This window comes from Phenylobacterium sp. (assembly GCF_035276905.1).
Lineage (GTDB): Bacteria > Pseudomonadota > Alphaproteobacteria > Caulobacterales > Caulobacteraceae > Phenylobacterium.
On the sequence record NZ_DATELG010000009.1, the window covers coordinates 1 to 14,026 of the forward strand.

Below are 14,026 nucleotides of genomic sequence, written 5' to 3' on the forward strand. Positions count from 1 at the left end.
CTGCGCCGCTACTGGCAGCCGATCGCTTTGTCATCGGAGGCGACGACGGTTCCGCGGCAGATCCGCCGCTTCGGCGAGGATCTGATCCTGTTCCGCAACCAGAAGGGCGAGGCGGGGCTTTTGACCCCGCGCTGTATCCACCGCGGCGCCACGCTCTTTTACGGCAAGGTCGAGGAGGACGGCATCCGCTGCTGCTATCATGGCTGGAAGTTCAGCCCGCAGGGCGAGGTGCTGGACCAGCCCTGCGAGCCCGACGGCGGGCGCAACAAGCACAAGTTGCGCCAGCCCTGGTATCCGGTGGTCGAACACCATGGCGCGGTGTGGACCTACATGGGGCCGCCCGACCGCCAGCCCCTCTTCCCCATCTTCTCATGCTTCGAAAATCTCGCGGACGACGAAACGGTGATTGCGATAGGGGGACCGGACGCGCCTGAAGTGGTCGGTCCCGCCCTGTTGCCCCACAATTGGTATCAGGCTTTCGACAACGCGACCGATCACTACCATCTCCCCATTCTGCACACCAGAAACAGCGGCCCACAGCTTTCTTCTTCGAAGTTCAGTCCCGATCTTCCGGAGGTCGAGTGGACAACTTCGCCAAACGGATATTCGATCCTGACCACCGCAAGGCGCGATCTCGGCAATGGGGAGACCTATGTGCGGATCGAACAGATGCTGATGCCGAACATCATCGGCATCCCCTCGGTCCTGACGGAAGGACCCAACGAAATAGGGCTCTTGTTCTGGATCCCGATCGACGACAGCAACACGATGGCTATCCCGTTGACGCGATATCGCGCCGATCCCAATTTCAATGTCATGGCCAAAGCTTTTTTGGGAGAGGACGAGGCTTCGCCCGCGTCCGATACAGGCGCTGCCGAAGCCAAGCTCCTGGGCTTCGGCCCGGAAAAGAAAGCCTGGCATGAGCTGACGCCCGAGGAGCATCAGCTCTATCCGGGCGATTATGAGGCGCAGGTCGGCCAAGGGGTTATCACGCTTCACTCGGAAGAGCATCTCGCCACATCCGATACGGGGCTGGTGAAGCAGCGGCGCCTGTGGAAGCAGCAGGCGAAGATCGTCGCCGAAGGCGGAGACCCGGCCGGCGTGGCCTTCAAGGAAGAGGACCGCCGCATCCTCGTCGAAGCCACCTGCTGGGTCGAAAAGGCTGCGGACTCGTTGGCCGAGCCCGCGCTTGCCTCAAGCGATTGAACGCGCCCCGGGCTGAGCCGCGCCATCTGCGGCTTCTGGATCGCCACCAGGAAGCCGCGGAGGCCGGGCCAATCAGCGGGCGAGGTCCACCTCGAAATAGTCGGGCGACCGCTTCAACCGCGGCGCCGTTTCCAGCAGGAAGAAGCTGATCAACGCGCCGCCCGCCAGCACGCCGGCCACCGCGAGCATGGCGGCGGGCAGTCCCGCGGTCACTGCAATCCGCCCGGCGGCGCTGGGTGCGAGGCCGCCGCCGAGGATCTCGCCCAGACCGACGACAATCCCCACCGCCGTCGACGACAGGCTGGGGGGCACCGCTTCGCCGGCGACCGCGCCGGCCAGCAAGGCGGCGGCCCCGCAGCAGCAGAAGGCCGCCGCGAAGAGCAGGATGAACAGCAGGACAGGGGACCGGGCGACCGTCACTATGCAGACCAGCGCCGCCGCGCCAACGACGAAGGCCAGCATCAGGGCCGGCCTGCGTCCAACAATGTCCGAGGCGCCGCCCAAGGTTATCTGGCCGACGAAACCGCCGAACCCAAGACCCGACATGACAATTCCCATCGTCGGGCCGTCAAATCCGATCACGTCCGTCAGGAAGACGGGCGTCATGGATCCGACCACGAAAACTCCGACCATCGCGCAAACCATCGCAAGGACCGCGACGTGCAGATTGCGGTGGACCAGCACGTCCTTCCATTGCGAATACATCCCGCCGTGGCGAACGCCTGTGGAGGGCAGGTTGGCGGGCTGGTCGCGCAGGACCTTGTACATGAACAGGGACACGATCAGGCCCGGCGTTGCGACGATCAGGAAAACGTCCCGCCAGGAGGGCACCACCCTGACCAGTTGGGTCGCGATGATCGGTCCGAGCGCCAGCCCGAACAGGGAAAAGCATCCCTGAATGACGCCCAGGTTGAGACCGCGCCGATGCTCCGGCGACACGTCGATCGCCGCGGCGAAGCTTGCCGGGCAATAGGCGCCTTCCGCCACGCCCATCAGCGCTCTGGCGAAGAGCAGCATGCCTAGACCGCCTGCCAGGCCGCTCGCTCCGGACAGCAGGGAGAAAAGGACGATGGCGGGAATGATGATGCGTCGGCGCCCGACGCGATCGGCGAGGCCGCCCATCAGGATCGCGAATATGCCCCAGGACAGGCCGACCGCAGAGCCGAGATTACCCAGATCCTGATAGTCGAGCTTGAGATCCCGCATGATCTGCGGGGCGAGCGGCATGACGAGCCAGCGGTCCAATCCAACGAGCCCGAATCCCAGCGCCAGCAATAGAACGACGTTGAATTCATATTTGGCGGCGTGCGCACGCACGTCAGCGCCGCTGGCGATTCTCATATGGACTCCCCTGGAAGCTGGGGCGAGCTGGCCGCGTCGGTCTGGCGACGCGGTCGTTCGCAGTATGGATGTGAGCGTGTCTGGTCACGTAGAGCCCACCCGCATGTGCCGGTCCGTCACCCGGGACGGCTGGTCACAGGGGCTCTATTCTACGAATCGCCTGAGCCATTGATTGCCGAAAACGGCGCCGATTCAGGCTTCGACCGGAACGTTCCGATAGTCTCGCGGCGTCATGCCGAACTTCGCCTTGAAGGCGCGGCTGAAATGCGCAGCATCCTTGAAACCGCAATCATACGCGATCGACGTAATCGGCGTCTTTACGGCGTTTCCATGAGACAGGCGCCGGCCGGCTTCTTCCAGCCGGCGATTGAGAATACGCTCCGACAGGCTGCAGCCGCTGGTTGAACAGAGCTTGCGCAGATACCGTTCGGAGATTCCGAGCGCCGCGGCCACGCCTTCGCACGAGAGATTCTCGTCAAAGAGGTTTTCTTCGACGAACCACATGATGCGCCGCAGCAAATATTGATGGTGCTCGCGGAAAACCCCACCTGAAACCGCCTCCGGCCCGGACAATGCGGAAGCAATGATGTTCAGCAGGCCCATCTGAACGTCCCGCGCATTTTCCGGGCCTATATGATCAATCTGGTTATACACCTCGCGAATATGGGCAGACGCTATCCGCCCCAGGCCCTTGTCGCCGGCGACGCGACGGGCGGTAAAGTCATGGGCGTTAGGAATCCGTCGGACGAGATCACCGCGATGAAGACGGACAACGGTCTGAACAAAATGCTTGTTTACGACAAACTGATACGGCCTGCCTGCGTCATAGATCGCGATATCGCCCGGAACTAAGGTCGCTTCACGGTCGTCTTGGAATATTTTCGCCTCGCCCTCGTGGAGGACACTTAGAAGGACATAGTCGCGGTCGCCTCTGGACATCCGACTGCTGTCGCAAGACGCCCTGTGACTATCCGCTGAAATCTGAACAAAACGCGTTTCAAGCAGATCTCGGCTGGATATGGAGCCTCTGAAATCGCCTCCGCCCGGCCGGTGACAGTAGATGTCGTTCAAAAGGTCGCGCACCATGTCCCGCCACGAGGACAGGGTGGTCGCTTGATGGGTGCGCGTCTGCACCGTGGGCGACGCGATCATGCCCATCCGCTTGCCGCTATGACCGTGCTCCATCCGACCGCCCATCGCTCACGCGCGGACCCGGACAGCACGCGGCTGTCAGGGAACTGTCACAAGGACCATGATCGACGGCTGTTTTCAATGGCCGCGGACATTCACAAGTCCGAAATCTGGGCCAGCGCCTCCGTTGAGAACCGACGTGCCCGCCTGCTGATCAACCGGCGCCCAACCGGCCCAGGATACGGCCGGAACAACCGCGACGTCAGCTGTCGATCGCCGCGAGCATGCCGGTCGCGCTGTGGCAGCCGATGTATTCGAGCAGCTGCTCGTCCGCCTTCACCACGCAGACTTCATGGAACAGGCGCAGGTCGAATTGGCCTTGAAGGGCCTGAGCCATTTCCATGAAGCCGCCGAAGATGGCGATATGGGTCGGATGATGCTCCGCCCACGTCTCCAGGTCTCCAAGCGAGCGCCAATAGCTGAGACCGAATGCGCGATCGAGCGGACGGCCGTCCGCGTCGACGTTCTGCAGCAGGCGATTGGCGTAGCAGCCGATCTCCAGTCCCTGCCCGCTCAGGAAGTCCATGCCGGCCCGTAGGGTCGGCTGCATGTTCGTCACGTAAAGATCGCGCTCGGCTGCGCTGGTTTTCGACCAGTCCTGAGCCGAACGGATGACGGCGACATTCTCATGGCCAGCGAGCCGCACGCGCGATGGGCGCGCGTCGGGATAGACCGAGAGCGTGCCGGACGCCGCCAGCGGATCGACCTGGGAGCTTGGGATGCGATCGCGCATGCCCCCCCAGTAGCCATGTTCCTGGACATCGCTGTCGCTGAGCCTGCCCAGCAGGGCGCCGATGCCTTCAAGTTGGTCCGTGGCGTTGAACAGGGTCTCCAGATGGCTGATCCGCGGGGTGAACACCTCCCGGAATACGCCGACGCCGGCGCTCTCGCGTTCGGGCGCGCTCCACCATGCCTCGACCGACGCGTCCTTGGCGAAACGACGGTAGGCTTCGACGTCGGTCCAGTAGGCGATCTGGATGAGGTTTTCATAGCCCTGCGGATCGACGTAGCGGGCGCGCTCCGTCGCGGTTGCGCCTGGGGCGTTCTTCAGCTGGCCGGCGATGGCGAGGCTGGCGTCGGCGGCGCGGGCCTCCTCGCCCGGCCGCCATTGCACCCCGTAATAGGCCATCACCACCCGTTCGATGGCGGCCTCGCCCCGCGCCGTCCACGCCGCGACCGGCGGCTGATAATCGTCCGTGCAACGCTTGGGCCGCAGGCGCGGGCAGCGGAGGTGCGGGGGGATCGCCGATTCCATGCGGGGCTTGCCTTCCGGTGGAGCTTACAGAACGAGCTTCGCGTCACCTTCGGCCTGGGCCGGCATCTCGGCTCCGGCCTCCTGGGCGAAGATGGCGCTGTGATCGCGATGGGTTGAACCGCGGTCGAGCCGCTCCACGCGCGCCGACGGAGCCGGATTGAACAGCAGCCGGGCGACGTCAGGCCGCGAATAGTGCCCCGCCGGATCGGCAGCGGCCTTCGCGAAAGCGATCGCCGAAAGGTCTATGTCGGCGTAGACCAGGCCCTCGGCGGTCGGCGCCAATCGCTCCGACAGCAGCGCGCCGTCAGGTCCATAAATGACAGAATAGCCGCCGCCGAGGGGAAGGAGATCGCGCTTGATATCGGTATCGCACACCGTATCCACGATCTCCTGGGACACGACTGCGGACGGCGCGACGACGAAGCACTGCCCTTCGGCGGCGTAAACCTGGCTCACCGCATTGTTCAGCTCGGGCCCCAGCGCGAACGCCTTGCCTTGATAGAGCGAAAAGCTGGGCCAGGACGCGACGTGGATCTGCTCGTCCTGCGCGTACATGGCATATTTGGTCAACGGGTTGAGATGCTCCCAGCAGCACAGCGCTCCGAGCCGGCCGAGCGGCGTCGCATGGACGCGAATGTCGCTGCCGTCGCCCTCGCCGAAGATCGTCCGCTCGACATGCGTCGCCTTGAGCTTGCGCCGCGCATGGACAATGCGGCCGTGATCGTCGATCAGCAGTTGCGCGATATAGAGGCTGCCGGCGCAACGCTCGCTGTAGCCCAGGACGACCCAGACGCCGTTCGCCGCGGCCGCCGCGGCGATCCGCTGCGCCTCCGGGCCGTCCGCCGTCATCGACGCTTCGAAATAGCGGCCGACGAACTGCATGCCCCAGGCCGGCGCGTCGAGCCAGGCCCAGAACGGATAGCCCGGCAGCCAGCATTCCGGGAATGCGATCAGCTTGGCGCCTGCTGCCGCCGCCTCTTCGATCAGGGCGATCGTCTTTTCCACGCCCTTTTCGAGATCGAGGAACGCCGGGGCCGCCTGCACCGCCGCCACCTTAAGAAGCCTATGCGACATATGCCCTCCACTCTTGTCCCGGCCGGACGGCCGCATGCCGCCGCGCGCGGAGTCTTATCCGCCAAGCAGGTCCTGCGGTCTTTGCCGCAGGGGCGCTTCCGTTTGCTTGGTGCGGCACACGCGCAGCATGGCGGCTTGCACGCCCGCTACGCCGATCTGGTCACAAGCAGTTGCGACAACGAACTGCGGCCTCCAGCCATCAGGCCAGCGGAAGGCCCGGCATCTGCAGCCGGTCATAGTACTCGGTGCATCTGACGATACCCCTGTCGCCGCAGACGATCACCGCGGCCAGGCGGCCTTCGAAGGCCTTGCCGGTGGCCTTCAGCGCGCCGCCGCCGAGATCCTCGCCGGAAAAGGCGCCGCGCCCGAGCCCCTCAAGGATCACCGTGTCGCCGCTTTCGTGCAGCCGCTCGATCTCTATGGAAAAATCGGGAGCGGCGGCCAGCCAGATCCGATGATGCTCTTCGACCTCGGCGCGGCCCGCCCGACGGATGTCGAAGGCGTTGTCCCGATAGACGATCGCCTCGTCGAAAATGCTGGCGAACGCGGCGGAGTTGGTCTGGCTCCAGAGCCTGGCCCAGGATTCCGCGATGGCCTTGAGCGACATTGACACCCTCCTCTGCAGGGCCTGGAGGAGGGGCCGCGCCACAAGCGAGCCCCTCTCTTTGCCCGAAAAGCCACGAATGAAGATCCGGCGCGGCGGCTGCTTCGCCGGCTGGCGCCTAGAACCGCGTCGACAGGGTCATGCCGTACTCGCGCGGGCGATTGAAGTTCGCCTCGTGGAAGCCGATCGAGTAGTTCGAGTCCCCGCTCTCGATGATGCGCTTGTTCGTCAAGTTATCGACGAACGCCGTCAGGCTCCACTGGCCGTCATTGAACCAGTATCCGATCGAGGCGTTCGCGAGCGAATACGCTGCCTGATACAGGTACTTGGAGTTGATCGCATCATTCTGCACGTGGCTCGAATACATCCAGTCGGCCGCCAGCCGGATTTCGCCGCGCTCGGACACCGGCACACGGTATTCCGCCCGGGCGTTGAGCGTCCACTTCGGAGTCTTCGCCAGCTCCTTGTCCCGCGTGATCTGCTGATCCAGCGGACGGGTCGGGTCCACCGTCGGCACCTCGGTGTATTTGGCGTCGAGATAGCCGAGCCCGCCGGAAATGGTGAGCCGCTCCACCGGCAGCACGGTGAATTCAAGCTCGGCGCCGTTGATCCGGGCGGAGCCGCCGTTGCGCGTGATCGGCGCCCCCTCCTCGTAGACGGTCAGCTGGATGTCGCGATAGTTCGAGTGGAACACCGAACCGTTCAGGCGAAGGCGCCGGTCCAAGCCCTCCCATTTCAAGCCGACCTCATAGGTCGTCAGCAATTCGGGATCGTAGGAGACGATCGCCGGCACGGGCACCAGGTAGCGGGTGTTGAAGCCGCCGCTCTTGAAGCCCTCCGAAAAGCTGAAATAGGCCAGGGTGTCGCGATTGGGCTTCCAGTCCACGCCAGCCTTGAACGAGGTGTTGCTGAAGGACTTGTTGTAGGTGCCGGCAGGCACGAACGGCGTCACGGTTCCCGGCGGCCCGAACAGGCCCAAAAGGCCGTTCGTGATTGCGCCCGTGCCGACCGGAACGCGATACTGTTTCTTGTCCTCGGTGTAGCGGACGCCGCCGGTCAAGCCCAGGGTGTCGGTGATCGCAAAATTGAGCTGGCCGTAGGCGGCGTAGCTCTTGTTCTTCACCAGGGTGTAGTTGGTCAGGTTTCCGAAGGCGATCGGAAGCGTGACGTCCAGGAAGTCGTTCCCGGTTTCCCGGAAATAATAGAGACCGCCAACATATTTGAGACGTTTGTCGATCGCATCGCCGGTGAGTTGAAGTTCCTGGCTGAATTGCTTCTGCTGATAGTCGAAGTTGTGGTTTTCGGTCACCTTGAGCGGAGAACCGTCCGCGTCGCGATTGAAGCTGCCGCTGGTCGACCGATAGGCGGTGATCGACTTGATCGTCGCATCGAACGGCAATGTCTGCTCGAGCGTCAGCGCCGTGCCCCAGATGTTGAGCTTCGTGCCGTTGGGGCCCGTCGCATAGGTCCGGTTCAGGTCAGGCGTGATCCAGCGCCCGTCATAAGGCGGCGTTCCCAGCGTCGGAGCGTCGACCAGGTTGTACAGGAAGGCGAGCGACGGATTGCCCGGCGGAATGGCGACTGTTTCGGTGTCGACCGTCTTGGCGCCGCGGTTGAGCCGATAGTCCGTTCGGGTCGGCGCGCCGGGCGCCGTCAGCGTGACGCCGACCAGCTTGTCGGCGGCGTTCTGTTCGCGGATCCGCGTGCCGTCGAGCGTCAACACCGCCTTGAAGCCGCCTGTCGGCTTGTACAACAGGGTCGCGCGCGCCGAATCCCGGTTGATGTTGCCGAGATCGCGGTTGTCGAGCAGGCCGCGGACATAGCCGTCGCGATTCTTCGACGAGGCGACGAGGCCCACGCGGACGTCGTCCGACACCGGCCCGCTGACCGAAACCCGCAGATCCGCGCGATTATAGGAACCGCCGGTGACGCTCGCGCTGCCCTGGAAGTCGGCCGACGGCTCGCGGGTGACGAGGCTGATCGCCCCGCCGATCGTGTTGCGGCCGAACAGGGTCCCCTGCGGCCCGCGCAGCACCTCGACGCGATCGAGGTCGAGCACGTCGAGCACGCCCCCGACCGAGCGGGCGACATAGACGCCGTCGATATAGGTGCCCACGCCCGGGTCGGTGGTCAGCTGAAAATCGGTCTGGCCGACGCCGCGGATGAACACCACCGCGCCCGACGACACGCCGCTCACGGGGGCGGTCGTGTTGAACACCAGGTTGGGCGTCATCTGGCCCAGTTCGGCGATGTCGCCGCGGCCCTTGGCCTCGAGGGTCGCACCGGTCACCGCGGTGATCGCGATGGGCGTGTCCTGCAGATTTTCGGACCGCTTCTGCGCGGTCACCGTGATCTCTTCGAGCGCGTACGCCTGGCCCGGTTGCGGGGCGTCAGCGCCCGCCGCCATCGCCGTCGTCGCCGCGGTCGAGCCGAGCAGCAGAGCCGGCGCCGCCCACGCACTGGCTGACGATAGACACCACTGCTTAAATTTCCGGTGCGCGCGCATTATTTGCCCCCCTGATGTTGGTCAGCTTTAGCCGGCAGCGCCGGTGGCCGAAGTTGCCGATATAATCAGGAGCATTGCCCCAGGCGTCTTGCTTGATGCGGAGCGCGCTGTTGTTCAGAGCGGAACGCCGCAAGCCAAAACAGCGAGAGTTGAAGGCGGACTTCGCGCCTAAGGCGACCGAACCGGACCACCTGGATTCAATAGCCGCCAATAGATCGGACGCCTCAAGCCGCGGCGCACCACCTCTGGATCGATTGATTCCAGGCCTTCCACGACGTCGTCCAGACGACAGGCGTGCGGCCCTCGCCGTTCCAGGCGAGCACAATTGAATTTCCAGGTCCGCGCGTTAGTCCCGGAGCAGGCGCCGGGCGGGCTCTTCTGTAGGCGCCGACGTCAACGTGACAGCCGATTCCGCGACGGCGGCCTGAACACCGACCTGCCGACGCCCTCTTGGCGCCCCCACCCCATGTGGAATGGTTATGACTTTTTCGCCAATAAACAATAGATGGCATGATCTGGCTGCGGCATGATCCTCAGCCGGCGGGCCTCCGGCGCATCGGCTGGCGCGCCCGGGGCTGGACGGCGGATCGCGGCACGCTCACGAGAAGTATTGGAATGTCATCACGCCCTCTCTTTGCCGCCGGCGGCACGGACGAATCTTCAGAATTCGTGACTGTCCGCGATGCGGTCATAGATCTGCTGCGTCGCTTCGGAATGACGTCGGTTTTCGCCAATCCGGGTTCGACCGAGCTTCCGCTGTTCCGTGATTTCCCGGACGATCTTCGCTACGTCCTAGGACTTCAGGAGGCAGTCGTCGTCGGCATGGCCGACGGATTTGCGCAAGCGACGCGTAACGCGTCCTTCGTGAACCTGCATTCCGCCGCCGGTGTCGGCAACGCGATGGGCAACATCTTCACGGCGTACAAGAACTGCACGCCCATGGTGATCACCGCCGGCCAGCAAGCCCGTTCAATTCTGCCCTTCGATCCGTTTCTGGCCTCGGTCCAGGCGACCGAGCTGCCAAAACCCTACGTCAAGTGGAGCATAGAGCCGGCCCGGGCCGAAGACGTCCCGCAGGCGATCGCCCGCGCCTATTATATCGCGATGACGCCGCCGCGCGGACCGGTGTTGGTCTCCGTGCCGGTGGACGACTGGGATCGCCCGGCGCAATTGATCGCCCCTCGCCTGGTCAGCACCCAGATACGGCCGCAACCCTCCATCATGGAGGCGATGGGCGCGGCCCTCGACGCCAGCGAACGCCCGGCGCTCATCGTCGGCGCGGCGGTCGATCGCGACAACGCGTGGGACCAGGTGGTCGCACTGGCCGAGCGGCATAACGCCCGGGTCTGGGCGGCGCCGATGTCCGGGCGTTGCAGCTTTCCCGAAGACCACCGCCTGTTCGCCGGCTTCCTCCCCGCCATGCGCGAGCGGATCGTCGCGCTTCTCGCCGACCACGACGCGCTTTTCGTGTTGGGCGCCCCCGTGTTCGCCTATCATGTCGAGGGCGCCGGGCCGCACATCCCGGACGGCGCGTCCTTGTTCCAGATCGTCGACGATCCGAACACGGCGGCCTGGACGCCCGTCGGCGTCACCGCCGTCGGCAGCGTAAGGCTGGGCGTTGAAGACCTGCTGGCGCGACCTGCGCGCGCGCCCCGGCCGCCGCCCCCGCCACGCGCGCCAAGACTTGCGGCCGGCCCCTCCGCGCCAATGACGGTCGCTTACGCGCTGCAGAGCCTGGCGCAGGTGCGCAAGCCGGAAGACATCGTCGTCGAAGAAGCGCCCAGCGCCCGTCCGGTCATGCACGCCTGCCTGCCCATGACCAGGAGCGAGACCTTCTACACGATGGACAGCGGCGGCCTGGGCTATGGGATGCCGGCCGCGGTGGGCGTCGCCCTCGCCAAGCCCCACGCGCGGGTCATCGGACTGATCGGCGACGGATCGAGCCTCTACTCCATCCAGGCGCTTTGGACGGCCGCCCAGCTCAAACTGCCGATCACCTTCGTGATCCTCAATAACGGCCGCTATGCCGCGTTGCAGGACTTCGCGCCCGTGTTCGGCTTCTCGGCGGGCGAGATCGTGCAGGGCACGGACCTGCCCGGCCTCGATTTCCCGGCGCTGGCGGCGGGCATGGGCTGCGCCGCGCGACGCGTCTCAAACGCCGCCGAACTGCGGGACGTGCTGGCCGAAGCGCTCGCCAGCAACGCGCCCAACCTGGTCGAAGTCGAAGTCGCCTGACCACCCGCACTCGCCCCACGACGCCAAGATAAAGACAGCATTCGCGGAGGAACCCATGAAGATCTCGATGCTGATTAACGGCGAACAGGTTCAAGCCCGCAACGGCGCCACCTTCGAGCGCCGCAACCCGCTCGACGGGAAGGTCGCCACGGTCGCGCCGGCGGCCACCCCGGAGGACGCCGTCGCCGCCGTGAACGCCGCGGCCGAGGCCTTCCGGTCGTGGTCGCGCACCGGTCCGGGCGAACGCCGCGCGCTGCTGATGAACGCCGCGCGAACTCTGGAAGCCAAGGCCGAACAGTTTACCGCGGCCATGGCGCTGGAAACGGGGGCGCCCGCCAACTGGGCGGACTTCAACGTGCACCTGGCCGCCGGGCTGTTTCTGGAGGCGGCCGCCCTCACGACGCAGATCGGCGGAGAGGTGATTCCTTCGGACGTGCCGGGCGCCCTGGCCATGGCGGTGCGCCAGCCCGCCGGCGTGGTGCTGGGGATCGCCCCGTGGAACGCGCCGGTGATTTTGGCCGTGCGCGCGATCGCGACGCCATTGGCCTGCGGCAACACCGTCATTCTCAAGGGCAGCGAGATTTGCCCGGCGACGCACAACCTCATCGTCGAGGCGCTGCAGGAAGCGGGGTTCCCCAACGGAGTCGTCAATTTCGTGACGAACGCCCCCGCCGATGCGGCCGGCGTCGTGGAAGCGATGATTGCGCAGCCGGCTGTGACCCGCGTCAATTTCACCGGCTCGACCCATGTGGGCAGGCTGATCGCCGCAACCTGCGCCAAGCACCTGAAGCCGGTGGTGCTGGAGCTGGGAGGCAAGGCGCCGCTGGTGGTCCTGGACGACGCCGACGTGGACGCCGCCGTCGATGCGGCCGCCTTCGGCGCGTTCGCCAATTCCGGCCAGATCTGCATGTCCACCGAACGCATCGTGGTCGACGAAAAGATCGCCGACGAATTCGTGGCCAAGCTCGGCGCCCGCGCCGCCGCCTTGCCGCTGGGCGATCCGCGCCTGGGACCGGTGGTGCTGGGCTCGGTCGTCGACATGAGCACCGTGGAGCGCTGCAACGCGCTCATCGAGGATGCGCTGGCGCAGGGCGCCAAGCTGCTGACCGGGGGCAAGGCCGCCAGCACCTTGATGCCGGCGACCCTGCTCGACCACGTGACGCCGACGATGCGGATCTTCCGCGAAGAAGCGTTCGGCCCGGTCAAGGGGATCGTGCGGGTGTCCGGCGTCGAAGAGGCGGTGGCTTGTGCGAACGACAACGACTACGGCCTGGCGGCCGCCGTCTTTGGCCGCGATCTCGCCCGGGCGATGGAGGTCGCCGGCCGCATCCAGTCGGGCATCTGTCATGTCAACGGCCCGACCGTCCAGGACGAAGCCCAGATGCCCTTCGGCGGGGTCAAGGGCAGCGGCATCGGCCGGTTCGGCGGCAAGGCGGGAATCGACGCGTTCACCGAACTTCGCTGGATGACCGTCCAGAAGACGGCGCGCCAATATCCGTTTTAAGACCCCCGTTCCGGCGGCCGCGAGACTGACGATGACCATCACAATTCTCGGTGCGGGGGCGATGGGCTCCCTGTTCGGCGGTCTCCTTGCGGAAAGCGGAGAGGCGGTCACGCTTCTCGACATCAACGACGCGCATCTCCGCGCCATCCGCGACCATGGCCTGCGGCTGGAGACCGACGCCGGCGACCGCCGAATCCGCTCGCTGACGGCCTGCCGTCCCGAGCAGGCGACGGCGCAGCCGGACCTGCTGGTCGTGTTCACCAAGACCTTGCACACGGCGTCCGCACTCGCAGGCGTCGCCGGCCTCATCGGTCCGCGCACCCTCGTGCTCACGCTGCAGAACGGCCTCGGCAATGTCGAGACGGTCTCGAGGTTTGCGCCGATCGAACGGATCCTCATCGGCACGACCACCTGGCCGGCGGACGTCGCAGGCCCAGGGCACGTACGCTCGCACGGCTCCGGCGGCGTTCGCATCATGGCGGCCGACCAATGCGAGCATGCCGGCGTCGCCAAGGTCGCCGAGACGCTCTCCCGCGCCGGACTGCGCTGCACGCTGGACCGCACGGTGTGGACGGCGGTCTGGGAGAAGGTGGCTTTCAACGCCGCGCTCAACAGCCTCTGCGCGGTCACCGGGTGCTCCGTGGACCAGCTCGGCGCGGTCCCCGAAGGGATGGCGCTGGCCGGGGCGGTGATCGACGAGGTCGTCGCCGTCGCGCGAGCCGAAGGGATCGCGGCGGATGCGGACCATTGCCGCCAGACCGTCGCGCACGCCATCGCCCATCACATCGGCCACAAGCCCTCGATGCTGCAGGACGTGCTGGCCGGCAGGCCCACGGAGATCGGCGCCATCAACGGCGCCGTGGCCGAGAAAGGCCGCCGCCGCGGCGTCGCCGTCCCGCACACGGAAGCGCTGCTCGGCCTCGTGCGCCTGATCGAGGCCCGAGCAAAGGCGGCCGGAAATTCAAGCACCTAGCTGTGAGCTCTCAGTAGGTTGTCCATCCGGTCCGGACCGGGAAGGCTGTTGTTGCGACACTTCAGCTGAGTCTCGGGGGACCGGATGAACCTGCATAGGAATGCCCGCACGACGCCTGTCAGTCGAGCCGAGATGGT

At 65.7% G+C, this 14,026-nt stretch carries 10 protein-coding genes; 4 read left to right on the plus strand and 6 right to left on the minus strand.

Annotated features, from left to right (window positions below):
• Positions 1–1,206, plus strand: a 1,206-nt coding sequence (locus VJS38_RS00305) for a Rieske 2Fe-2S domain-containing protein (RefSeq protein ID WP_324086162.1), incomplete at its 5' end; no start/stop codon positions are given.
• Positions 1,207–1,278: 72 nt separating this feature from the next.
• Here VJS38_RS00305 and VJS38_RS00310 read toward each other — a convergent pair.
• The 6 genes from VJS38_RS00310 to VJS38_RS00335 form a co-directional block, all read right to left on the minus strand.
• Complete coding sequence (locus tag VJS38_RS00310; RefSeq protein ID WP_324086163.1) at positions 1,279–2,547, minus strand: MFS transporter; 1,269 nt, start codon at positions 2,545–2,547, stop codon at positions 1,279–1,281.
• Between the two features lie 192 nt (positions 2,548–2,739).
• Positions 2,740–3,732 (minus strand): helix-turn-helix domain-containing protein, encoded by a 993-nt coding sequence (locus VJS38_RS00315; RefSeq protein WP_324086164.1) that lies wholly within the window; start codon positions 3,730–3,732, stop codon positions 2,740–2,742.
• Between the two features lie 208 nt (positions 3,733–3,940).
• Entirely contained in the window at positions 3,941–4,993 is a 1,053-nt protein-coding gene (locus VJS38_RS00320; RefSeq protein ID WP_324086165.1) for a phenylacetaldoxime dehydratase family protein, read from the minus strand.
• Positions 4,994–5,017: 24 nt separating this feature from the next.
• Entirely contained in the window at positions 5,018–6,046 is a 1,029-nt protein-coding gene (locus VJS38_RS00325) for a carbon-nitrogen hydrolase family protein (protein WP_324086166.1), read from the minus strand.
• Positions 6,047–6,266: 220 nt separating this feature from the next.
• Positions 6,267–6,674, minus strand: coding sequence for a nuclear transport factor 2 family protein (locus tag VJS38_RS00330; protein ID WP_324086167.1), 408 nt, complete (start codon positions 6,672–6,674; stop codon positions 6,267–6,269).
• A gap of 115 nt (positions 6,675–6,789) precedes the next feature.
• Positions 6,790–9,177, minus strand: coding sequence for a TonB-dependent receptor (locus VJS38_RS00335; protein ID WP_324086168.1), 2,388 nt, complete (start codon positions 9,175–9,177; stop codon positions 6,790–6,792).
• Between the two features lie 615 nt (positions 9,178–9,792).
• On the opposite strand from VJS38_RS00335, the gene mdlC reads away from it, so the two are divergent.
• From mdlC to VJS38_RS00350, 3 genes are read left to right on the plus strand one after another with little or no spacing between them, the layout of a single operon-like run.
• A complete protein-coding gene (mdlC, locus tag VJS38_RS00340; protein ID WP_324086169.1) occupies positions 9,793–11,412 on the plus strand; it encodes a benzoylformate decarboxylase in 1,620 nt (539 codons plus the stop codon).
• 55 nt (positions 11,413–11,467) lie between these two features.
• Positions 11,468–12,916, plus strand: coding sequence for an aldehyde dehydrogenase (locus VJS38_RS00345; RefSeq protein ID WP_324086170.1), 1,449 nt, complete (start codon positions 11,468–11,470; stop codon positions 12,914–12,916).
• A gap of 31 nt (positions 12,917–12,947) precedes the next feature.
• Positions 12,948–13,889: a 2-dehydropantoate 2-reductase gene (locus VJS38_RS00350; RefSeq protein WP_324086171.1), complete on the plus strand. Its 942-nt coding sequence runs from the start codon at positions 12,948–12,950 to the stop codon at positions 13,887–13,889.
• Positions 13,890–14,026 lie beyond the last annotated feature (137 nt).